This window comes from Malaciobacter pacificus, from assembly GCF_004214795.1.
In the GTDB taxonomy this organism is placed as follows: domain Bacteria; phylum Campylobacterota; class Campylobacteria; order Campylobacterales; family Arcobacteraceae; genus Malaciobacter_A; species Malaciobacter_A pacificus.
In genome coordinates this window covers 214,710-237,588 of the sequence record NZ_CP035928.1, presented here as the reverse complement: position 1 = coordinate 237,588, position 22,879 = coordinate 214,710, and the positions used below count along the sequence as shown (strand labels likewise).

The window sequence follows — 22,879 nt, the reverse complement described above, 5'->3', positions numbered from 1 at the left end:
AATTATTCCTCAATTACTAAGGCTTTTACACCTGGTAAAACTTTTCCTTCAATTAACTCTAAAGAAGCTCCACCACCAGTAGAGATAAATGTCATTTCATCTTCATCACCAGTTACTCTAACTAAATCTGCCGTATCTCCACCACCAACTACTGTTGTAGCAAATGAACTTGCAACTGCATGAGAAATTTTTGTACTTCCTTTTGCAAACTTATCCATTTCATAAACACCCATTGGTCCGTTCCATAAAATAGTATTTGCATCTCTAAGGGCAAGAGAGAAAAGTTGAGCTGAAGCTGGACCAATATCTAATCCCATCCAATTTTTAGGAATCTCTTGAACTGTTACATGTTTTGCAATAGCTTCAGCATCAAAAGCTTCTGCTGCAACAACATCAACAGGTAAATAAAGTTTTACACCCAATTCTTTTGCTTCATCCATAATTTTAATTGCTTCAGGAATTAAATCATCTTCAACTAATGAATTACCAATTTCATGTCCTAATGCTTTTAAGAATGTAAATGCCATTCCTCCACCAATTAAGATTTTATCAACTTTTGGTACAAGATTATAAAGAGCTTCTAATTTTCCAGAAACTTTAGAACCACCAACAATTGATACAAATGGTCTTTTTGGATTATGAACAATATGGTGAAAGAATTTAATCTCTTTTGCTAGTAAGAATCCTGCTGCTTTATGCTCAATATCAAAATGTTGTGCAATACCTTCAACTGAAGAGTGAGCTCTATGAGAAACACCAAATGCATCATTTACATAAATTTCTGCCATTGAAGCTAGTTTTGCACTTAATTCTTCATTATTTTTTGTTTCACCTGCATCAAATCTCATATTTTCTAATAATAAAATCTCACCAGATTTTAATTCATTAGCCATTTTCATTGTTTCATCATCAACAATTCCAGGAGCCATTTGAATCTCTTGTTTTAATAAAGTATGTAATCTTTTTGCAATTGGTTGTAGTGAAAACTCCTCTTCAAAACCATTTTTTGGTCTACCAAAGTGCGATGCTAAAATAATTGAACAATCATTATCAATACAATATCTAATTGTATTTAATGCACTTCTAATTCTTCTATCATCAGTGATATTTCTATATTCATCCATTGGTACATTAAAGTCACATCTAATAAATACTTTTTTACCACTAATATCGATATTTTTAATTTCTTGTAATTTCAAATTGTTTCCTTAAACCTAGAATTATTTAGTTGCTACGTGAATACCCATTTCTACAAGTCTTGTAGAGTATCCCCATTCGTTGTCATACCAAGATAAAACTTTTACCATATTTCCTTCAATTACTTGAATAGTATCAACAGGAACTACAGTTGATAATGACTCACCAATAAAGTCAGAACTTACTCTATACTCTTCATCAACACCTAAAATACCTTTTAAATTACCTTCAGCAGCAGTTTTAAAAGCAGAAATTACTTCTTCTAAAGTTACATCATTTTTAAGTGTTACAGTTAAATCAACTAAAGAAACATTTGGAGTTGGAACTCTAATTGCTTGACCATTTAATTTTCCATTTAAATGAGGCATTACTTTACCAATAGCCTTAGCTGCACCCGTACTTGCTGGAGTTAAGTTTGTAGCACCTGCTCTACCCTTTCTTGGGTCTTTTTTATCTTTACCATCTAAGATTGGTTGAGAACTTGTATATGAGTGAATTGTAGTCATTAAACCTTTTTCAATTCCAAAAGCATCATCAAGAACTCTTGCAACTGGCGCTAAACCATTTGTTGTACAAGAAGCGTTTGATACAATAGCTTCACCTGCATATGTATCTTCATTTGCACCAATTACAAATGTTGGAGTATCATCTTTTGCAGGTGCACTCATTACTACTTTTTTAATACCATTGTCAATATATGGTTGAACTGATTCAGTTGTTAAAAATGCTCCTGTACATTCATAAACAACCTCTGCACCATAACTAGCAAAATCAATTTTAGAAGTTTCTCTTTCGCTTAAAATCTTAGCTTTATTATTTCCAATATAAAGATATCCGTCTTCAACTTTAATATCTTGTTTAGGTCCATGTACTGTGTCATATCTTAGGTTGTATTGAAGCATTTCATCACTTCCACTTGCATTTACTGCAACTAATTCTACATCCTCTCTACTTGCAACAATTCTTGCAACACATCTTCCAATTCTTCCTAAACCGTTTATTGCAACTTTTACAGCCATACTTTTCCCTTTATTGTAAATCTAATGGTAGATATTTTATCGAAAAATTGCTATAATATTATTTAAGTATATTTGAAAAGGTTTTAAGTAAGTGCATATAGCGATATTTGGTGGCAGTTTTGACCCTATTCATTTAGCACATGTTGCTATTGTAAATAATGCACTAGAAAAACTAAAAATTGATAAATTTTTTGTAGTTCCTACATACTTAAACCCTTTTAAAAATAGTTTTAAAATTGAACCAAAAACTAGATATGAACTTTTAAAAAAAGTTTTTAAAAATTTTTCAAATGTTCAAATATGCGACTATGAAATCAACAAAAATAGACCAACGTACTCTATTGAGACAGTTAAATATCTAAAAGAGAAATATAAGGCATCAAAAATATATTTTATTATAGGTGCAGATAATATAGAATCTTTAGATAAGTGGCATAGTATTGAGGAGCTTAAATCATTAGTTGAGTTTGTTGTTGCAACTAGAAGTGGTTATGATTTACAAAAATGTAGTGAATATCAAACACTCAATATAGATATAAATATTAGTTCTTCTCAATTAAGGGAAAAACTAGATTTAAACTATATTCCAAATGAGATAAAAAAAGAGATTTTAGATCTTGAAAACTAAAAATAAAGGTAAAAACTTTTGGATAAAAGAATAGAAAAAATTAGAGATATTCTAGATGAAAAAAAAGCAGAGAATATTGAGATAATTGATTTAAAAGAAAAAGACTATATTGTTGATTATGTAGTTATTGCTACAACATTAAACGCAAAACATGGTATTGCACTTTTAACTTATTTAAAAAACGATTTAAAACCACTTGGTGAAGAGTTTATTAGAGTTGAAGAAGATGATAACTGGACAATTTGTGATTTAGGTGATGTATTTATTCACTTAATGAGTGAAGGTCATAGAGAAAAATACTCACTAGAAGAGTTCTTAAGTGAGTTAGATAACAGAGCATAAAGTTTAAACTTTATTGCCCTGGTCTTAAAACTTTATTGTAATTAGATGCTGCATCTTTTGCACCACCCATATTACCTGTCCAAATAGCGTAACCAACAATTAGTGCTAATACAATTATTGCCCATTTCATTACATTACCTCCTTAGCTTTTATTCCTAAAATATTTAATCCTGTTCTAATACTAAGTGCAGCCATACTTAAAACTTTTAGATGTCTATTTTGTTCATCACTTCCAATGATTTTATATTCATTGTAGAATTTATGAACTGATGATGCTAATGAATATAAATAGTCAGTAATTTTTTGCATCTCTCTTTTTGTAAATGCTTCATTTAAAACTGATTGTAATAATAATGATTCATATACTAAGTTTAAACCATCTTGATTTAAGTTTTCAAAACTTTCATTTAATACATCATTTTGAGATAATTCAGCTTTATTAAATACTTGATTAATTCTTGCATGTGCATAATTAATATAAAATATTGGATTTGAAGAGTCTTGATTTTTTAACATATCAATATCAAATTCTAAGTGAGTATCACTCTTTCTTGTTAAGAAAATAAATCTTAATGCATCTGCACCTATTTCTTCTGTAATATCTGACATTAAAATAACATTACCAGCTCTTTTACTCATTTTATATGGTTCACCACCTTTTAGTAGTTGTACCATCTGAGATAAAAGAACTTCTAATTTACCTGAATCATTTCCACAAAATTTAATTGCAGCTTTAACTCTTGCAATATATCCATGGTGGTCTGCACCCCAAATATTTATATATTTATCATATGGTCTATCATATTTATTTTTGTGATATATAATATCACCTGCTAAATAAGTTGGGATTCCATTATCTCTTACAACAACTCTATCAGAATCATCTCCATACTGAGTAGATTTTAGATAAACCTTATCATCTTTTTCATATAAAGAACCATTTTCTTCTAAAATAGTTCTGATTTCATCCCATTTATCATATAAAGACTTTTCAGACACAAAGTTATCAAACTCTACACCTAAATCTTTTAAATCTTTTACAATGATATCCATAACAATATCTTTTGCAAAAAATGCTATCTCTTTAAATTTTGATTCATCATAGATAATTTCTTTACCAAACTTATCAATTACCACTTTAGCAATATCAATTAAATATTCACCTCTATAATAAGTTTCTGGATATTGTACATCTTCACCTAAAATAAACTCTCTTGCAGCAAGTGATACAGAAAGTCCTAGTAAATCCATTTGAGCACCAGCATCATTAATATAATACTCAGTTGTAATATCAAAACCTAAATGTCTACCAACTCTAGCTATTGCATCACCATTGATTGCACCTCTTGCATGTCCAATATGTAAAGGACCTGTAGGATTAGCTGAAACATACTCTAAAAGAATTTTTTCTTCTTTTGTTTCACCTTTTGCAAAATCAGCTTCATTTTTTAAAGACTCATCAACTAATTCTTCTAAAAACTTATTTGATAGTTTAAAATTAATGAACCCTTTTACAGCTTCAACTTTTTCAAACATTGATGACTCTTCAAATTTTTTTGCTAATTCTTCAGCAATAACCATTGGAGATTTTCTAAACTCTTTTGCAAGTGAAAAAGCAATAGGAGTCGCGTAGTGTCCTAAAGATACATCTTTTGGTTTTTCTAAAACTACACTAGTTTCTAATATTTTTTCAATATAATTTTTAACTAAATTTTGCAATATTATCTCTTATACTGTTTTTGTATCGTTTTTTTCAGAAGTTGTAGCTTCAGTTTTTTTATCTAACTCTTCAGCTTTTTTGTTTTCTGCAACTTCATCTTCATCATCTTTAACTGCTTTTTTAAAGTTCTTGATTCCAGAACCTAAACCTTTTGCTAATTCTGGTATTTTCTTACCACCAAATAGTAATAACACCACTAATGCAATTAAAATCCATTCCATACCACCTGGCATACCCATGAGTCATCCTTAAGTTTAATTTTTAGTAATTATTATAACTACTTAATGCTTAAAATTTTTTTTGTGAGTTATCTTATAAAAAATTGAATAAGTTTATATCCAGTGCCAGCTGCTAATACTGTACCAAATAGATTTAAAGCCATATTTGAAATTGCTAAATAAATAGAAGTTCCAAATAATAGATATGACTCTATTGCAAAAGTTGAGTAAGTTGTTAGTGCACCTAAAAAACCTGTAGTTAAAAAAGCTTTTGTAGTATCTTCCACACTAACATGAGAAAAATAAGCAAACAACATACCAATAATAAATGAACCTATAACATTTACTAATAAAATACCTATTGGAAATTCTAATGGGATATATTTATTTGTAATATGAACACTATATGCTCTTGCAATTGCTCCTAAAAATCCTCCAAGACCAATTGCTAGAATAGTTTGCCAGCTAAGAGACATAGTTTTTATATTCTTTATTAAAAGCTTCGTTCATTTTAATCTCTGTTTGCTCAAACCAATCTGTTGATTTATCAGCTTGAACAGGGTCTAAAAATACAACTTTTACAACACCAGGACTTGCTTTTAGTGCTTTTGAATCAACAATATTCCTAGTATTAAATAAAATTGCTGGTTGTACTTTTAGTTTATGCTTATTTGCAACCATTTTTGCCCCTGCTTTAAAGCTTAGCATCTTTGTACCATCACTTCTCGTTCCTTCAGGGAACATTGCAATTGGTCTACCTTTGTCTAATCTATCCTTAGTCTCTTTTAAAAGTGTAATAATTCCAGCTTTATTTTCTCTATCAATACTAATCATTCTTGGGGCTTTAATAATATGACCAAAAAAGAATAAGTCTGTTATCTCTTTTTTTGCAACCCAAGCTAAATCTCTTGAGTGAATATACTCCATAACAATAATATCTAATAAAGATTGATGATTCATTATAACCATATCACATGACTCATCTAATTTACCCTCGATTTGAAGATCAATTCCCAAAACTTTCATTTGAAATTTCATCCAAAGTTTTATTACTTTATGTGTATGATTTCTAAATAAATACATTGCAACTACTGTAATTGCAACAGTAATTGAAAATTGTATGAAAAGTATAATTCCTCTAATTCTTGCCAAAACTTTCTTCCTTTACCCAACCAATAAATTTATTATCAATTCCTATAACCTTTATAAAACCATTTCTTTTTTGTAGTTTTTCAACTTTTTGAGCACTATCTAATTTAAAGAAAATTGTAGAGTTTTTTGTCGGTAATATATAAATATAAGAGTCTTTTTTTACTGTACCTGTTTGATTTGGCATTAAATAAATTGCACTAATTATAAATAAGATTATTGTAATTACTAATAAGAACTTCTTTCGCTTCCAAATATAAAGTGCTAAAGCGATTAAAAATAAGAGTGCTACTGCAATCTTTTTATATTTCTCAAAACTTGAATCATTTGGATTTAAATCTGTTTGAGTACTTACAAGTTCATTTTGTAAAACTAAAGGAATAGTTATCTCTTTAAAACTTTTTAGTTTTGTATTATGATATGTTATTACAACTTTTTTTTCATGAACTGGTGTAACAAAATAGTATACTAAGTTTTGGTTAGTATAATTATCTTTAAGATCTGAGATACCTTGTTCTAGGGCACCATCAATTTTAAAGTTTTCTAAGTTTGAATTGATTCCTTCAATATCTACAATTGTTAGAGCATCATTGTTATTATATTGTTTCGTCTTGTAAGCTTTTAAAACCAATTCATCTGCAATAATACCAGAAAATCTGCTATCACCTACGGCGATATCAGAATAAGCAATATTAGGAACACCTAAACTACTTATATCAATTGTTGTTGAACCTTTTAGTAACTTAGTTGTAATTTTTGGTAAAGTGAAATCACCCTCATTTATTTTGAATATATACCTATTTTCATATATATCATTTGATACTTTTGTCCATGAACTATTAGGGTTTAATAATTTAATATTTTTTCCAGTTGAAAATGAACTTGATAAGGAATCAAAGTTATTTGTAGTAATTAAAGCTTTAACAACAACTTCAAATCTTTGATTTTTATAAACTTTTTTAGGAATACTTTTATAAGAAAGATACAAATTTTTAGCAGCAAATAAATTAACTGATAAAAAAAGATTAAGTAAGACTATTGATATAAGTAGTTTTTTCATAAATAAACTTTTAAAAGAGATAGTAATCTATCTCTTTATTGTAAAAAACCTTTAAGCATTCTAACACCATCATCACAACCTAAAAGTTCTTCCATTGCTCTTTCTGGATGAGGCATTAAACCAAAAACATTTCGTTCACTATTACAAATACCTGCAATATTTGCAACTGAACCATTTAAGTTCTCTAACTCTCCATTTTCATCACAATATTTTAAAAGAATTTGATCATTTTCTTCTAACTCTCTTAATCCTTTATTATCTATAAAGTAGTTTCCATCGTGGTGTGCAACTGGAATATTAACAACTTCATCTTTTTTCATTAAAGATAAAAATGTATTATCATTTGAAATTACTTTTAAGTGATTATATTTAGATATAAAATGTAAAGAATCATTTCTTTTCATGGCACCAGGTAATAAACCTGCTTCTAACAAAATCTGAAATCCATTACAAATACCTAGAACCTTACCACCATTAGCAGCATATTCTTGAACAGAATTCATAACATTTGCAAACCTTGCAATTGCACCACTTCTTAAATAATCTCCGTATGAAAATCCACCAGGAATTACTAAAAGGTCAGTATCTGCTGGAATACTTTTATCTTTATGCCAAATTATTTCAACATCAGCACCAATTTTTTCAAATGCATACTTTGTATCATATTCACAGTTTGTTCCAGGAAATTGTAATACTGAAATTTTCATATTAACCTACTATTTCTATATCGTAATCTTCGATAACTGTATTAGCTAATAACTTTTCGCACATTTTTACAACTTCTTCTCTTGCTTCTGATTCAGTAGTTGAGTTAAGTTCTAAGATAATTTGTTTACCGATTCTTACATCTTTAACTACATCTTTAAAACCTAAAGTATCTAAAGCATGATGAGTTGCTTTACCTTGATCATCAAGAACACCTTGTTTTAATGCTACATTTACTATTGCTTTCATTTATTACCTTCAATTAATATTTTTGCGATTATATCTAAAAATGCCTTAGCACTTTAGATAATGAGTTTTATTTACTTAATCTATTTAAAATTGTTGTGTAACCACTTAAAATTTTATCTTTAATCTCTTGTGGTACATTTACCTCTAACTTTTGACCTGGTGCTAAAGATTTAGCTTGCTCTTTCCAGTTTTGTTCTTTACCAAAGTCCCTTAAAATTTGTTTATCCATAGAGATGTAGTTTTGAGCTTCAAAATCCTCTTTTGAAATAAATCTTGAACTTTCAGGAGTTAAAACTTCATCTCCTAATACCCATTCACCCTTTGAATTAACAAAAATTTCAAATTTAGTATCAACTACAATTATTCCATTTTCTAAAGCAAAAGAAGAGAAATCTTTAAATAGCTTTTCCATACTTGAAATTACTTCAGGAAATTTTTCTCTTACACTTTGAGAATTTAGAGGTATATCTTTTACACCTTTAGTTGTTGGTGTAAATATTGGATTATCAAATTTATGCCATTGTCTTAAATCAGAACCTAATTCTAATCCATAAGGATCATTTCCATTTTGACAAGCATCAAATAATGAACCCGTTAAATAGTTTCTAAATATAAACTCAAATTGAACTAAATCACCATCAATTTCAGCTTCTAAAGGCTTACATAATTCCATAAACTGACATCTTGGAGCAATACTTAAAGATGAATCAATAGTCTCATCCAATATAGCTGTTTTAATCCCAGCATCTTTTGCAAATTTAGCTCCATTATTTGAAATTGCTGTTTGAGAAACACCCTTTCCTTCAATTTCTAAATTTAACGGAATATCAAAAACAGAACATCTATCACTTCTAACTAATAAAATTTTTGGCTCATCTCCAGGACAAGTGTAAAGATCTGCATTTTTTCCTATATAAAAAAGATTATAACCCAAATCTTCAAGTTCTGAAACACCCTTTTTAGTAGTTGTTTTTTTAGATTCTGGCCATAATCCAAGTTCAACAATTTTTTCTATATTCATTAAGTCTCCTGTTATTTACTCATTATAATCAAACTTTTTAAGATTGCAATTGAAGTATTTAATTGATTATCTTCTAAAATTTCATCTTTACTTATTATTTTTTTACTTTCGTTTTTTACTTCTTTTTCTTCATTTTTCGTATGATCAACTTTTTCAAGTTCACCTTCTAAATGCTTTTTAAGATCTGCTTCTTTTATTTTAAATTCATTATTTTCTTCAACTGTAACTTTTCCAGCAGCTGCTATAATATCAGGAGTAACCCCCGTTGCTTGGATAGTTCTACCACTTGGTAAATAGTATTTTGCAATTGTTAATTTGATATTTTCTGTTCTATCATTATCTATTGGAAGTACAGCTTGAACTGAACCTTTACCAAATGTTTTTTGACCTATAACAATTGCTCTTTTGTGATCTTGAAGGGCACCACTTACAATTTCTGAAGCTGAAGCTGAACCACCATTTACTAAAACAACTAATGGTTTTTTAGTCATTGTTGATCTTGAAGTAGCTTCAAATTTCTCTTCACTATCTTCATCTTTTCCTTTTTGAGAAACGATTACACCCTTATCAACAAATAAATCTACAACTCCTATAGCTTGAGATAATAAACCACCTGGATTATTTCTTAAATCTAAAATAATCCCATCAACTTTTGGGTTTTCTTCTATAGCTTTCTCAAGTCCATCTGTTACTTTAGTATCAAAACTAGAAACTCTTAAATATAATAAATTCTCATCTTCAATCTTTTTAGTGAATACAGATTGAATTTTTATTATATCTCTTGTAATTTTTATTTTTAAAGGTTCATTAGTACCTTTTCTAACAATTGTCAAAGTTATATCTGTTTTAGGTTTCCCTCTCATTAAAGATACAGCTTCGTCTAAAGTCATATTTAAAGTTGCTTGGTCATCGATTTTTAAGATAATATCTGATGATTTAATTCCTGCTTTAAATGCTGGAGTGTCATCAATAGGAGAAATAACTGTTAAAGCCCCATCTCTCATTCCTACTGTGATTCCTAAACCTCCAAATTCACCCTTTGTTTGTATGCTCATCTCTTTTGATGATTTCTTATCTAAAAAACTTGAGTGAGCATCAAGCTCTTGCATTAAACCCTTTAATGCTTTATCTACAATCTCTTGTAACTTAATATCATCAACGTAGTACTTTTCAACTGTGCCGATAACTTTTGTTAATTTTGATAATGATTCAAATCTTGTTTGTTCTTCTTGTATTTCTTCTTTTGCAAATAATGATTGAGTTAATAATAATGCTACTGAAGATGCTAATAATAGTTTTTTCATGAAATAATAACCTCTTAAATTTATAAAGATATATTCTACTAAAAAATTCATAAAAGTAAGGTTTTATAAAAATTTTTGTAACATATCATCTAATTTAATATAAGGTAAAAAATTATGAGTTTAAAAGAGAATGTTGACTACGTAAAACAAGAGCTTAATAGTGAAGAAAAGTTTCTTGAAGGCTTTGTTAAAGTAGAAAGATTTTACAAGAAATATAAAACATTAATTTTAGGACTTATTGCAATATTAATTATCGCAGGAATAGCACTAGTTGTTAAAAGTAACATTGATGAATCAAATAAGCTTGAAGCAAATTTAGCATTTGAGAAAATACTAAAAAACCCTGAAGATAAAGATGCAATGGCAAAGTTAAAAGAAACAAATACTAATCTTTACAATATTGCTACTTATTTAGTTGCAAAAGATAAAGGTGAAATAGTAAAAGTAAATGTTCCTTACTTAAAAGAGTTAACAACTTACCAAGAAGCAGTAAAAAATAATAGCATTTCAGAGTTAAATAATGTATCAATGGAGAATAACTTTTTATTAAAAGAGTTTGCAATTTTTAATAAAGCATTACTTTTAGCAAATGAAGGGAAATTTGAAGAAGCAAAAGCTGCTTTAAATTTAATACCAAATACATCTAAAGCAAATGACTTAGCTAATTTATTAAATCATTATTTAGTAACAAAATAAGGAAACCCTATGAAATATTTATTATTTGCTCTTTCATTTATTTTAGTTTTAACTGGTTGTTCTAGTAAAAAATATTTTGAGCCAGAAGATACAGAAGGTGACTTAAAAGTTCAAACTGAATCTATTCCTTATGATATTAAATCAATGAATAGAGTTGGTGCTACATTAGAAAATGGGCAAGTGATTACAAAAGATGGTTTATCTGAATTTAAACTACCAGAGAATTTTGACTTTTTAAATGTTAGTGAAGATGGTAAAGTAATTGCAACAAATAATAAAGACAAAATTTTGATAGGTGAAGAAGAATTAACTATTGGAGATGTTGTTATTGCAGCTTCTTTAAAAGATGATAGACTAGCACTTATTTACTCTAATAATACAATTGAATTAATTGATATGGTAAATAATAAAACTTTATTCAAAGAGTATCAACCTATCTCTTTAGCAAATGATACAAGAGTTACAAATCCACACTTCATGGGTAATCTTGTACTATTTCCTACACTAAATGGAAAAGTAATTATTGTTTCAAAAGCTTCAAATGAAGCTGTAAAGAATATATCTGTTGACCCAGATGGAAAATTCAATAATATTATCTTTCTAGATGTAATTCAAAGTCTTCAAACACTTATTGTTGCAACACCTAATAAAATAGTATCTATTTCTCCAAAAGAAATTTTGGCAAAAGATTATGAACTAAGAGATATTTTAGTTAATAAAGAAGATGTTTTTATAGCAACAATTGATGGACAGATAATAAAATTATCTCCATACCTAGAAGAAGTATCAAAAAGTAAATATAAATACTCAAAAATTCACTCTTTAGCTTATACAAACTCTTTATATGCAATTGAATCTCAAGGATACATTATAAATATAAGTGATGACTTTACAAGTAAAAAAGTTTATGATTTTGATTTTGATAATGAAGAGAGATTAATTGTATTAGGTAATAAAGTTTACAATAATAAAATCATAACTTTACCTTAAAAATTTTAATAGCTATTTAGCTATTAAAATTCTTATTTGCTAAATATTCAATTAGAACCGTTGCGTAAGAGCCTTTTGGTAAAATAAAATCTAAAGTACATTTTTTATTTTCTTTATCATAACTACAATTAATATCAGATGGAAAAACTATAGCTTCTCTTCTATAACCTTTTTCTTTAATATAAGCATCATCAAACTTACTTTCAATCTTTCCAGCTTCACTTGTAGCTTTAAATACTTTTCTTCCAGGAAGAAGTCCTGTAGGAGTAATATATTTATTTTCAAAATCTTGTATCAATTTTGCATTTAAAGATTTAGGAGTAAAAATCTTATCATTTTTGATATCATAGAAAATATCTCCATCTAAAAGTTTAAAGTTTTCCATGTCTAAATTTAATCTCTCAACTAACCACTCATTAAAAAATGTACTTTGATAAGCAGAAATTAACATCTTTTCTACTTTTCTATCTTTCATTAATCTATCATCATGGATAAGCTCTTTAGCTTTTTCTATATTATCACTTGAGTCTTTACCAAACCTTTGATATCCAAAATAATTTGGCATACCTTTTTTAGAAATTTGTTTTATTAATTTTTGAATATGATTTAATTCTTCAAAGCCTACATTATAAAGATTAATTTTAAATCTATTTCCTTTTAAATCTCCAATATTTAATTTACTAGAATGTAAATAAGAGTCTAAAACTTCAATCTTTTTATTCCTAAAATTTCTTATCTCTTTAGAGTATTTTTTTGGAATTGAAATATATTGAATAGTTGTTGCATTTTTATCTTTTAAACCTGCATAACCTATCTCATTTGTATAGATTCTTAAATATTTTGCAACTCTGTCAATTAATTCCCATGTATCACAGTTTTTCTTTTTTATTTTTAAAACTAAAAAACTACCTTTTTTTGAGAAAGTAATAGGCTGCTCTTCAACAAAGAAATCATCTTCATTTTGTTCAAATTTAAAATATAGCTTCTTTTTATTTGGATAAATTCTCTCTATCAATTTTTATTCTCTTTTTCATAAACTTCTCTACACTCAGTACAAAATTTTGCGAATGGCTTAGCTTTTAGTCTTCCAATAGGAATATTAACTCCACACATATCACACTTTCCATATGTATCATCTTTTATTTTTTTTATTGCTTCATCAATTTGCTTTAATTCAGCAATTTGATGATTAGCAATCATCCCTTGAGTAAAAGAATCACTAACTAATTCTGCATAGTCTAACTCATCATTAATTTCTTGATTTTTAATCTCATCAATACTATTCCTACTATTATTGATGTTAGATAGAATGCTCTCTCTTCTTTGAAGTAAAGTCTCTTTTAATTCTAATATTTGGCTTTTATTTGGCATGACATGCTCCTTGAAATTTGGCAATTATATAATTTTTATTATATATTATATATTAGAGCCTTTAAAATAATCGTATTATATGACTAATAACTAGCAGAGACATAGCATAACAAAATATAAAAAACTAATTAACTAAAAATTAATAGTTGCTAGATAAAATACGTTTATAAAAAGTAGGAGTTTATTATCACAAGTTTATCAAAAATATTTTTATCAACTTTTATTCTACTATTACTAATATTTTGTTTTTTTATGTTTTTTTATACAAAACAAAAAAGTAATATATCTTTAATAAGTGATTTAACAAAACTTCCTAATATCTCATACTCAACATCATTTTGGGAACCAAGAGTTAAAGAGTATAAAGATTTTTCATCAATAATTTTTATAAATCAAAAAAATATTAGTTATATGGATTTTGTCTATGAAAAATAGTATATTTTTAAATTTTTTATTTTTATTACTTAGTAAACATAAATCAAAACATCTAGCTATATTTTTTATATCTATTATTATTGTTTTTTTAATTAGTTCAGTTATGTTTATATCAAATAGTTTAAAAAAAGAGATTTTTACAACACTTAATTCACAAGCTGATTTTGTAATTCAAAAATTAAATGCAGGAAAAGTTGTAAATCTACCCACTTCTTGGTTAGATAAATTCTCTTCAATCAATGGAGTTACAAAAGTTCAACAAAGAGTTTATGGACAATACCATTTTAAATTTGCAGATGTTAATTTTATGATTGTTGGAATTGATTTATTTGAAAAAAACACAAATAAAGATTTACAAAAACTTTTAAATCATTTAGATATTTCATCTTTTTTTGAAACTGATTCTATGATAATTGGAAATGGTGTAAAACAAATATTTGATAAATATCATTATAAAGATGAGTTTGTTTTTAGACTTGAAAATTTAGAGACAAAAAGAGTAAAAATCTTTAAAGATTTACCAAAAGAGTTTAATCTAATAGCAAATGATATTATCATTATGGATATTAATTTAGCAAAAGAGATATTAAATATAAACGAAGATGAAGCAACTGATATAGTTTTAAATGTACCAAATGAATTAGAGCATCAAAATATAAAGACTGAGCTAATTTTAAAAGAAGCAAATATTAGAATTATACCAAAAGAGGATATTAAAAAAGCCTATGAAAATATGTTTAACTACAAAGGTGGTTTCTTTTTAACTTTGTTTATTAGTGTAATGTTTACATTTATTTTGATTTTATATCAAAGATACTCTATGATTAATTCAAGTGATAAAAAAGAGATTGGAATATTAAAAGCTGTTGGATGGAGTATAAAAGATATTATAAAACTTAAAATGTTAGAGAACTTAACTGTTGGTATTTTTGCATTTTTAATTGGTGTGATTTTAGCCTTTATATTTGTTTTTATTTTAAATGCACCACTTTTAAGTAATATTTTTTTAGGTTTTCAAAATATACAAAATGATGTAGATTTTATACCAAATATTGATTTTACAACTATTACAATGCTGTTTTTATTTTTTATTATTCCATTTATAAGTGCAGTATTAATTCCTGTTTGGAAAATAAGTGTTATTGATGCAAGTGAGAGTATGAGATGATAGAAATTAAAAATTTAAATAAGATATTTAATGAAGATAAAAAGAACCAATTTCATGCATTAAAAGATATTAATTTAAAAATTAACTCAAACTCTTGTGTAATTTTAAAAGGAATTAGTGGAAGTGGAAAATCAACACTACTTTCTATTTTAGCAACACTTAGTAAACCAACAAATGGTGAAATTATAATTGATGGTGAATCAATTGCAAAACTTCCTGATATTCACGCTTCAAATTTTAGAGCAAATAAAATTGGATTTATTTTCCAATCATATAATCTATTTAATGAACTAAATGTCTATCAAAATGTTAGTATTCCTTTAGTACCCTTAAATTTATCAAATAAACAGCTTGATGAAAAAACTTCAAAAGCTTTAAAAATAGCTAATATCTCCCATAAAAAAGATGAGTTAGTATATAACCTATCAGGTGGGGAAAAACAAAGATGTGCAATAGCAAGAGCCCTTGTAAATAATCCTGATATTATTTTATGTGATGAACCAACGGCAAACTTAGATTTAGAAAACTCAAAAAAATTTATTGAAGCTTTAAGGAGTTTGAAAAAACTAAATAAAACAATTATTGTAGCAACTCATGATCCTATTTTTGATGATTTAGATTTTGTTGATGAAGTTATAAATATAGCGGATGGAAAAATTTGTGAGTAGTATATTATTATCAAATGATATTATTATTTATCTATTTTCTCAAGCGATTTTGTTTATACTTTTATGTATTGCTTTTTATAATTCGATTATTATTCTAAAAAATTGGGATTTTAATAAAACTACGTCTTTACAATATAAACTAGAAAAAAAATCATACCTAGTAATCCTAATAATCTCTTTTGTACTAATAATAAAATTAATTCTATTTCCTTATTTTACATATAGTTTAGATAATTTATCAAACATAGTTCCAGGGGCTATGTGCGCTGCAGGGATTGTGGGTGCAAATGAGTATGGTGAAATTAACTTAGCCTTAAAAGTTTTTATTTTATTTCTTATTGGTGTATGGCTTATAATAAACTCTTTAGATTTAATAGAAAAAACATATCCATATACCAAGCAAAAATATCTTTTTTTTATCTTTTTATTTATATTAATAGTACTTGAAACTATACTTGATGTATTATATTTAACAAATATTCCAACCCAAGAACCTGTAATGTGTTGTTCTATTATCTTTGGGGTAAATAACACTGGAAGCAAAATACCATTTAATTTATCTATTCCATCATTACTTATTTTATTTTATTTATTATCTGTTCTAGTTATATTTTTAAATATACAAAAAAAAGTTTTACTTAATTTCTTTACATCATTACTATTTTTTTATATTTCATACTATGCGGTAACCTACTTTTTTTCTACATATATTTATGAACTTCCAACCCATCAATGTCCATTTTGTATGCTTCAAAAAGAGTATAACTATATTGGTTACTTTATATGGTTTTCACTATTTTTAGGTGTCTTTTTTTCAATAAGTAATCTTTTTATGACTTTTTTTATAAAAAAAGAGTTAGACTATTTATTCAAACTTTCTTCTATTTTTATTGTTTTATTTACAGTTTTATGCTCATTTTACTTTATTAAATACTATGTAATAAATGGTGTTATTTTATAAAAATAAAAAAATGAGCACTTTTTGAGACATTCTTGTGTTATTATTTCACAAAGGAGATTTTATGTCAATTGATTTAAAAAATATTAAACTACTTTACTTTCGTTATGATGCTAAAAAAAATACTTTTTATAAAAAAAATAATATTTCAGACTTCTACTTATCAAAAGAGTTATTAACAATGACTAATCTTTTAGAAAAAAATGAAATCCCATTTTTAATTGATAAAGATAATAATATAATCTTAAAAAGATAATCTAAATTTATATTACTTTTGTAAATTCTTCATACAAGTCATCACTCAATATTTTCTCTAGTTTTAAATGTGTAAAGATAGGTTTTTCATCCCAGTATTTTATAGTATTAGCAAGCCCTAAATATATAAAAGCTTGTGTTTGTTTATCAACTTGAGCAAATTTTCTAACAAAAATATGAAGTTTTACTCCATATTTTTTATTTTCAACTAGTCTTTGACCATCACCTTTATCACTACTCATACTAGGTTTACTTTGATAAGTAAATGTATCTTTTGAAATAAAAGCATTTTCATAGTGAGATGATTTTGAAAATTTTTTCTTTTCTAAATTTATAAATAAAAAGAAGTCATTTTCATATTTCAAAAATCCACTTCCCCTAAAAGAGCTGTGAATTTTAGGAAAATTACATAGTTGAGCAATATTTAACATATTATATTTTTCATAAAGTTTTAAAAATGGCATTCCATAATTCTTTGTTGAGAACTTTTGTTCATAATGAAGAAGTCCATAGTTAATACTATCTTTTAATATCTTTTTGTATTTACTATTTTCTAATAATAGTTCAAACTCTTTAGATCTAATTAATTTATCATTTTCAAACTCAACTAGTTTTAAATATCTTTTCTTCTGAGCACTATCAAAAAACTCATGAGAGAGATACTTAAAAGAGTGATTTATTGTATTTTCATTAATTTCATCAAGATATTTTTTTAATAAATTACTTGCTATTTTTATATCAATACTATTTTTATCTAACAGCTCTTTTAAAACAACAAATTCATACACTCTTTTTATAGGAAGCATATAATCAATAAATCTAATTGCTTTTATAAATAACTCATCAAATACTATTTTGTTTAATTTATCAGACTTTTCAACTTTTTGTAAAAATTCAATATATGATTTTGAGTGATTAATAAAATCTATTGGGTCAATAAATTCATCATATTTAAAAAAATCCACCATACTTGGAATCTTATTTCCTAAAAATAGTTTAAACTCTAAATATTGTTCTTTTAAATATTTTATTGCATTAAAATTCTCAGAATTAATTTGTTCTAAAACTCTTTTTTTACTAATTTCATCCATACTTATAAAAGCGTTATCAATATTTGCAAAGTTATTTAAAATAGAGATTTTCATACTCTCTTTATCAATTTTTTTATCTCCAAGTAAAGATAAGACTACTAAATAAGCTTTTTTATGATTTCCAATAAAATCTAAAACCGTTAAAAACTCTTTATTCTTATATCTTCTCAAACCTCGCCCTAGTTGTTGAGCAAATACAACCGGTGAATTTGTAGGTCTTAACATCAATACAGTATTAATAGAAGGGATATCTACTCCTTCATTAAAAATATCTACACTAAAAATGATTTCTAAACTATGTTTATCATCTTCAAGTTGCTTTATAACTTTTTCTCTTTTATCAACACTATCATTACTAGTCAAATATATTGAATCTATTCCTCTTTTGTTAAACTCTTCACTCATATATTTTGCATGCTCTTTTGATACACAAAATCCTAAGGCTTTTCTTTTGCTTCCAGTATAAGAATAAAAATTCATTTTTTCAATAACAAAATCAACTCTTCTATTAACTTGTAAAATCCTTGCAATCTCATCAATTTTTGTTAAATCCAAATTTTGCATATCAACACTAATATCATTTATTCCAAAATAGTGAAAAGGTACTACAAGATTATGTTTTAAAGCATCATTTAATCTAATATCACAAGCTATATTATCATCAAAAACTTCGTAAATATTTTGCCCATCAGTTCTATTCGAAGTTGCAGTAAGTCCTAATAAAAATTTTGACCTAAAGTGATTTATCACCTTCTTATATGATGGACTTGATACATGATGTGCTTCATCTATAATTATATAATCAAACTCATTTTTATTAAATTCTTGATAATTTAAACTCATAGTTTGGATTGTTGAAAATAAATAATCAGCTTCTAACTCTTTTTTATTCCCAGTGTATAAACCCATTGTTTTATTTTTTATTACTGATTCAAAACTCTTTTTAGCACTCAATAAAATATTTTCTCTATGAACCAAAAATAAAACCCTATTGGCATTGTATTGTTTCACATCAAAGGCACTAAGATATGTTTTACCACTTCCTGTTGCTGCAATTACTAAGGCTTTATTTTCACCTTTACTTCTTAGATTCTCTAGATTTTTTAATGCCTTTTCTTGCATATAGTTAGTTGTGATTTTATTATCAAAAATAAACTTTTTACTGCTATTTTTAATCTCATTATAAAAAAAGTAATAACTTTCTAAAAACTCTTTATTTACATTAATAGACTTTTCCCAAAGTATATAAAATTCATTTAGAACAGTTTTTACAAAACTATCATCTTTTTTATTTATAGTTTGTATATTCCACTCTATATTTGTTTTAAAAGCACTTGCTGTTATATTTGAAGAGCCTAATAGTATTTTATATTCATCTTTATATTCAAAGATATAAGATTTTACATGAAAACCAAGCTTTTGTTCATCACAGTCAAATATTTTAAGTTCAATATTTTCAAACTCTTTTAACTTCTCTAATGCTTTTGGTTGAGTAAATCCAAGATAAGTTGATGTTAGTATTTTTCCTTTTATATTTTTATTTTTACATTTTTCTAAACTATCAATAAGTAATTGAACACCACTATAGTTGATAAAAGCTACATTAAAGATAAAGCTATCACAATTACTCAGTTGTTCAATTAAATGATTATAAAAGTTTGATGTATGGTTGTTTGTAATTAAACTATTCAAAAAAAGACCTTTTTTCTATCTTTGAGATTATAATTAAATCACAATTTATCCACACTGAAGACTTATAATTCAAGTATATACTATAAAAAAGGATTAATTATGAAAAAGACAATATTAGCAACTATAATGTTTTTATCTTCTATGTCATTATATTCTGATAGTTCTATTGGAGTTAGAATAACTGCTCCTATTGGCAATAATGGTGTTATTGAATTAGGGGCAAGATCTGATGACCATAGATATAATAATAGATACAAGAATTTCAACTATAGAAAAAATGCTTATTATGATGATTATGGATATTACTTTGGATATTTTGATAGAAAAGGATATTTTTTTAATAATATCTTCTTCTTGTTTGATAGTAGATATACTTATCATGATAGATTACATAAAAGAGGTTATTTTAGACCAAACCATGCACACTATAGACCATATAAACATCATAAAATAAATAACTGGAATAAAATACATAAATATAGAGATTTAAATAGACCTATTTATGGGCACTATTATGAAAAAAACAAAACTAGGTATTATAAACATAGAAAAAGTAAGTCAGATTATCATCATAGAAGATAAGGTATAATTTTTCATATTTAAAGAAAAAGATATATATGGAAAATGAAATTATATACCAAATAACATATGATGATTTAAAAAATAGAGATATTTTATATAATCATATCTACTTAAATGAGAAAATGAATTACTACTTAAGTGATGATTTTTCAAAAGAGTTTTATGTATACCTCGCATCTTGTGGCTTTATTGCCACAAGTATAACTCTTAATGACACATTTTATTTGCTCCCTGAAATACAGTTTGAGTACGCTTTATTAGATTTTGATGATTTATACATTAGTAAATCCGTAAGAAAATTGATAAACAAAAATCAATATAACTTTTGTATAAATACTAATATTGATTTAGTTTTAGATAATTTAGATTTATATCATGAAAACAACTGGTTAACAAATAAATACAGAGATTTAATTATTGACTTATATAATGAAAACTTTGAAAATGGTTTTGAAATTATAAGTGTTGAGCTTTATGATAAGGAAAATAATCAACTAGTTGCAGGGGAAGTAGGATATAAAATTGGAAAAACATTTACATCTCTTACAGGATTTAGTTCAAAAGAAAAAGCATATAAAAACTGGGGAAAACTTCAATTAGTACTATTAGGTTTATATTTACAAAAAAACAATTACTCTTTTTGGAATTTAGGTCAACCATACATGCAATATAAATTTGATTTAGGTGCAAAACAATATTCTAGAATTGATTTTTTAAAAAGATGGTTAAAAGAAATTTGATTTTTTATAAAAAGTGGAGCGGGAGACGAGACTCGAACTCGCGACAATCTGCTTGGAAGGCAGAAGCTCTAGCCAACTGAGCTACTCCCGCTTATACTTTTAAGTGGTACTCCCTATACGATTCGAACGTATGACCTACGCCTTAGAAGGGCGTTGCTCTATCCAGCTGAGCTAAGGAAGCATTTGAAAAAATAAGGCTAAAAAAAGCCTTACACAAAAAGTTAAAAATGAAACTTCTTATATAAGGCTTTTTTAATGGAGCGGGAGACGAGACTCGAACTCGCGACAATCTGCTTGGAAGGCAGAAGCTCTAGCCAACTGAGCTACTCCCGCTTGTAAATGAATTTTATCGATTTTAAACTTAAAATCAATAAAAGTGGTGCGGATGAGAGGACTCGAACCTCCACACCGTGAGGCACCAGATCCTAAGTCTGGCGTGTCTACCAATTTCACCACATCCGCAAGGTGGTACTCCCTATACGATTCGAACGTATGACCTACGCCTTAGAAGGGCGTTGCTCTATCCAGCTGAGCTAAGGAAGCACTCTAAAATAAAAAATGGGGTAAGTAATGGGATTCGAACCCACGACCCTCTGAACCACAACCAGATGCTCTAACCAACTGAGCTATACCTACCGTCAAAAAAATAAATGGTCGGGGCGAGAGGATTCGAACCTCCGGCCCCCTGGTCCCAAACCAGGTGCGCTAACCAGACTGCGCTACGCCCCGACAATGTTCACTTTATCAAAAAGTGGACGGAATTATACAAACTTTTTTAAAGTTTGTCAAGAGTATTTAAAAGAAAATCTTGAAAAATCTCAAAATTCTCTTTTTTCTATTAAAATTGAATTAACCCATCAACTGGAGAACTAGCCGTTGCATAAGGCTTTTTAGGGATTCTTCCAGCTAAATAACTTAATCTTCCAGCAATTGTTGCATGTTTAAATGCTTCTGCCATAGCCAATGGATTTTGAGCTTGTGCAATTGCAGTATTTGCTAAAATTCCATCTGCACCTAATTCCATTGCAGCTGCTGCATCACTTGCACATCCAAGTCCAGCATCAACTAAAACTGGAACAGATACAGCATCTCTAATAAATGTAATATTATATGGATTTTGAATACCAAGTCCTGAACCAATTGGAGCAGCTAAAGGCATAATTGCATCAGCTCCTGCATCTTCTAATCTTTTAGCAACGATTGGATCATCACTAGTATAAGCCATAATAGTAAAGCCCTCTTTTTTTAAAACTTCACAAGCTGTAATTGTCTCAATCACATCTGGATATAAAGTTTTTTGAGCATCCCCAATAACTTCTAATTTAATGATATCAATTCCAGTTGCTTCTCTCATAAGTCTAAATGTTGTAATAGCTTCATCTGCTGTAAAACACCCTGCACTATTTGGTAATAATTTTACGTTTGTATCCTTAAAATAATCTAGTAGGTTTTCTTCATTTGGATTAGTAATATTTACTCTTCTAATTGCAACTGTGATTAGTTCACTACCACTTGCTAATGTTGCATCTTTAGTAGTTTGAAAGTCTTTATATTTACCACTTCCAACTATTAATCTACTATTAAATTCATATTTACCAACTTTTAAAATTTCATTCATATT

Annotated in this window: 26 protein-coding genes and 7 tRNA genes; 11 read left to right on the top strand and 22 right to left on the bottom strand. The window is 27.1% G+C overall.

All coding sequences use genetic code 11. The annotated features are described in order from the left end of the window. Window positions 1-2: 2 nt before the first annotated feature. Both APAC_RS01250 and gap read right to left on the bottom strand, forming a co-directional pair. Window positions 3-1,199: a phosphoglycerate kinase gene (locus APAC_RS01250; protein ID WP_130232384.1), complete on the bottom strand. Its 1,197-nt coding sequence runs from the start codon at window positions 1,197-1,199 to the stop codon at window positions 3-5. Window positions 1,200-1,220: 21 nt separating this feature from the next. Further along, a complete protein-coding gene (gene gap / locus APAC_RS01245; RefSeq protein WP_130232383.1) occupies window positions 1,221-2,216 on the bottom strand; it encodes a type I glyceraldehyde-3-phosphate dehydrogenase in 996 nt (331 codons plus the stop codon). A gap of 91 nt (window positions 2,217-2,307) precedes the next feature. Here gap and nadD point away from each other — a divergent pair, with 91 nt between their 5' ends. Continuing rightward, entirely contained in the window at window positions 2,308-2,844 is a 537-nt protein-coding gene (gene nadD / locus APAC_RS13315; protein ID WP_188353732.1) for a nicotinate (nicotinamide) nucleotide adenylyltransferase, read from the top strand. 18 nt (window positions 2,845-2,862) lie between these two features. Next, window positions 2,863-3,186, top strand: a complete 324-nt coding sequence (gene rsfS, locus APAC_RS13310) for a ribosome silencing factor (RefSeq protein ID WP_188353731.1) — start codon at window positions 2,863-2,865, stop codon at window positions 3,184-3,186. Between the two features lie 129 nt (window positions 3,187-3,315). Here rsfS and argS read toward each other — a convergent pair whose 3' ends face one another. The 9 genes from argS to APAC_RS01195 all read right to left on the bottom strand — a co-directional run bounded on the left by argS (window position 3,316) and on the right by APAC_RS01195 (window position 10,612). Then, a complete protein-coding gene (gene argS, locus APAC_RS01235; RefSeq protein WP_130232382.1) occupies window positions 3,316-4,905 on the bottom strand; it encodes an arginine--tRNA ligase in 1,590 nt (529 codons plus the stop codon). Between the two features lie 9 nt (window positions 4,906-4,914). Beyond that, window positions 4,915-5,145: a Sec-independent protein translocase subunit TatA/TatB gene (locus APAC_RS01230; RefSeq protein ID WP_130232381.1), complete on the bottom strand. Its 231-nt coding sequence runs from the start codon at window positions 5,143-5,145 to the stop codon at window positions 4,915-4,917. Window positions 5,146-5,213: 68 nt separating this feature from the next. Beyond that, window positions 5,214-5,600 carry a fluoride efflux transporter FluC gene (locus APAC_RS01225; protein ID WP_130232380.1) on the bottom strand — a complete coding sequence of 129 codons (387 nt, stop codon included), beginning with the start codon at window positions 5,598-5,600 and terminating at the stop codon, window positions 5,214-5,216. After that, the gene (locus APAC_RS01220; RefSeq protein WP_130232379.1) at window positions 5,590-6,276 is read right to left on the bottom strand and encodes a lysophospholipid acyltransferase family protein; all 687 of its coding nucleotides are present in this window, start codon (window positions 6,274-6,276) and stop codon (window positions 5,590-5,592) included. The genes APAC_RS01225 and APAC_RS01220 overlap by 11 nt, the downstream gene beginning before the upstream one ends. Beyond that, window positions 6,263-7,333, bottom strand: a complete 1,071-nt coding sequence (locus APAC_RS01215) for a hypothetical protein (RefSeq protein ID WP_130232378.1) — start codon at window positions 7,331-7,333, stop codon at window positions 6,263-6,265. Before APAC_RS01215 ends, APAC_RS01220 begins: the two co-directional genes overlap by 14 nt. A 35-nt stretch (window positions 7,334-7,368) precedes the next feature. Continuing rightward, window positions 7,369-8,040 carry a phosphoribosylformylglycinamidine synthase I gene (gene purQ / locus APAC_RS01210; RefSeq protein WP_130232377.1) on the bottom strand — a complete coding sequence of 224 codons (672 nt, stop codon included), beginning with the start codon at window positions 8,038-8,040 and terminating at the stop codon, window positions 7,369-7,371. A gap of 1 nt (window position 8,041) precedes the next feature. Beyond that, entirely contained in the window at window positions 8,042-8,287 is a 246-nt protein-coding gene (purS, locus tag APAC_RS01205) for a phosphoribosylformylglycinamidine synthase subunit PurS (RefSeq protein ID WP_130232376.1), read from the bottom strand. A 67-nt stretch (window positions 8,288-8,354) separates the two neighbouring features. Then, the gene (locus tag APAC_RS01200) at window positions 8,355-9,308 is read right to left on the bottom strand and encodes a phosphoribosylaminoimidazolesuccinocarboxamide synthase (RefSeq protein WP_130232375.1); all 954 of its coding nucleotides are present in this window, start codon (window positions 9,306-9,308) and stop codon (window positions 8,355-8,357) included. An 11-nt stretch (window positions 9,309-9,319) separates the two neighbouring features. Further along, complete coding sequence (locus APAC_RS01195) at window positions 9,320-10,612, bottom strand: S41 family peptidase (protein ID WP_130232374.1); 1,293 nt, start codon at window positions 10,610-10,612, stop codon at window positions 9,320-9,322. Window positions 10,613-10,726: 114 nt separating this feature from the next. On the opposite strand from APAC_RS01195, the gene APAC_RS01190 reads away from it, so the two are divergent. Both APAC_RS01190 and APAC_RS01185 read left to right on the top strand, forming a co-directional pair. Continuing rightward, complete coding sequence (locus APAC_RS01190) at window positions 10,727-11,308, top strand: hypothetical protein (protein ID WP_130232373.1); 582 nt, start codon at window positions 10,727-10,729, stop codon at window positions 11,306-11,308. A 9-nt stretch (window positions 11,309-11,317) separates the two neighbouring features. Further along, window positions 11,318-12,298: a hypothetical protein gene (locus tag APAC_RS01185; protein WP_130232372.1), complete on the top strand. Its 981-nt coding sequence runs from the start codon at window positions 11,318-11,320 to the stop codon at window positions 12,296-12,298. Between the two features lie 16 nt (window positions 12,299-12,314). Here APAC_RS01185 and APAC_RS01180 read toward each other — a convergent pair whose 3' ends face one another. Together APAC_RS01180 and dksA are read right to left on the bottom strand one after the other, a co-directional pair. Continuing rightward, a complete protein-coding gene (locus APAC_RS01180; protein WP_130232371.1) occupies window positions 12,315-13,313 on the bottom strand; it encodes a tRNA pseudouridine(13) synthase TruD in 999 nt (332 codons plus the stop codon). Then, the gene (dksA, locus tag APAC_RS01175; RefSeq protein ID WP_130232370.1) at window positions 13,310-13,669 is read right to left on the bottom strand and encodes an RNA polymerase-binding protein DksA; all 360 of its coding nucleotides are present in this window, start codon (window positions 13,667-13,669) and stop codon (window positions 13,310-13,312) included. The genes APAC_RS01180 and dksA overlap by 4 nt, the downstream gene beginning before the upstream one ends. A 252-nt stretch (window positions 13,670-13,921) precedes the next feature. Between dksA and APAC_RS01170 the strand changes: the two genes are divergently transcribed. From APAC_RS01170 to APAC_RS01150, 5 genes are all read left to right on the top strand, one after another. Next, complete coding sequence (locus APAC_RS01170; protein WP_130232369.1) at window positions 13,922-14,104, top strand: hypothetical protein; 183 nt, start codon at window positions 13,922-13,924, stop codon at window positions 14,102-14,104. After that, window positions 14,094-15,272: an ABC transporter permease gene (locus APAC_RS01165; protein ID WP_130232368.1), complete on the top strand. Its 1,179-nt coding sequence runs from the start codon at window positions 14,094-14,096 to the stop codon at window positions 15,270-15,272. Before APAC_RS01170 ends, APAC_RS01165 begins: the two co-directional genes overlap by 11 nt. Further along, window positions 15,269-15,940, top strand: coding sequence for an ABC transporter ATP-binding protein (locus APAC_RS01160; protein ID WP_130232367.1), 672 nt, complete (start codon window positions 15,269-15,271; stop codon window positions 15,938-15,940). The genes APAC_RS01165 and APAC_RS01160 overlap by 4 nt, the downstream gene beginning before the upstream one ends. Further along, window positions 15,933-16,901 carry a hypothetical protein gene (locus tag APAC_RS01155; protein ID WP_130232366.1) on the top strand — a complete coding sequence of 323 codons (969 nt, stop codon included), beginning with the start codon at window positions 15,933-15,935 and terminating at the stop codon, window positions 16,899-16,901. The genes APAC_RS01160 and APAC_RS01155 overlap by 8 nt, the downstream gene beginning before the upstream one ends. Before the next feature lie 61 nt (window positions 16,902-16,962). Continuing rightward, a complete protein-coding gene (locus tag APAC_RS01150; protein WP_130232365.1) occupies window positions 16,963-17,154 on the top strand; it encodes a hypothetical protein in 192 nt (63 codons plus the stop codon). Between the two features lie 7 nt (window positions 17,155-17,161). Here the strand turns inward: APAC_RS01150 and APAC_RS01145 are convergent, their stop codons facing one another. Next, window positions 17,162-19,936 (bottom strand): DEAD/DEAH box helicase, encoded by a 2,775-nt coding sequence (locus APAC_RS01145; RefSeq protein ID WP_130232364.1) that lies wholly within the window; start codon window positions 19,934-19,936, stop codon window positions 17,162-17,164. Between the two features lie 99 nt (window positions 19,937-20,035). Between APAC_RS01145 and APAC_RS01140 the strand changes: the two genes are divergently transcribed. Together APAC_RS01140 and APAC_RS01135 are read left to right on the top strand one after the other, a co-directional pair. Next, complete coding sequence (locus tag APAC_RS01140; RefSeq protein ID WP_130232363.1) at window positions 20,036-20,518, top strand: hypothetical protein; 483 nt, start codon at window positions 20,036-20,038, stop codon at window positions 20,516-20,518. A gap of 35 nt (window positions 20,519-20,553) precedes the next feature. Then, a complete protein-coding gene (locus tag APAC_RS01135) occupies window positions 20,554-21,258 on the top strand; it encodes a GNAT family protein (RefSeq protein WP_130232362.1) in 705 nt (234 codons plus the stop codon). Window positions 21,259-21,272: 14 nt separating this feature from the next. Here APAC_RS01135 and APAC_RS01130 read toward each other — a convergent pair. The 8 genes from APAC_RS01130 to APAC_RS01095 form a co-directional block, all read right to left on the bottom strand. Further along, window positions 21,273-21,349 (bottom strand) — tRNA-Gly (locus APAC_RS01130). A gap of 13 nt (window positions 21,350-21,362) precedes the next feature. Then, window positions 21,363-21,439 (bottom strand) — tRNA-Arg (locus tag APAC_RS01125). Between the two features lie 75 nt (window positions 21,440-21,514). Beyond that, window positions 21,515-21,591, bottom strand: a tRNA-Gly gene (locus APAC_RS01120). Window positions 21,592-21,635: 44 nt separating this feature from the next. Continuing rightward, window positions 21,636-21,720: transfer RNA gene (locus APAC_RS01115), tRNA-Leu, on the bottom strand. A gap of 4 nt (window positions 21,721-21,724) precedes the next feature. Further along, window positions 21,725-21,801: transfer RNA gene (locus tag APAC_RS01110), tRNA-Arg, on the bottom strand. A gap of 16 nt (window positions 21,802-21,817) precedes the next feature. Next, window positions 21,818-21,894 (bottom strand) — tRNA-His (locus APAC_RS01105). 15 nt (window positions 21,895-21,909) lie between these two features. Then, a tRNA-Pro gene (locus tag APAC_RS01100) sits at window positions 21,910-21,987 on the bottom strand. Between the two features lie 109 nt (window positions 21,988-22,096). Then, complete coding sequence (locus APAC_RS01095) at window positions 22,097-22,876, bottom strand: thiazole synthase (RefSeq protein ID WP_130232361.1); 780 nt, start codon at window positions 22,874-22,876, stop codon at window positions 22,097-22,099. Window positions 22,877-22,879: the final 3 nt, after the last annotated feature.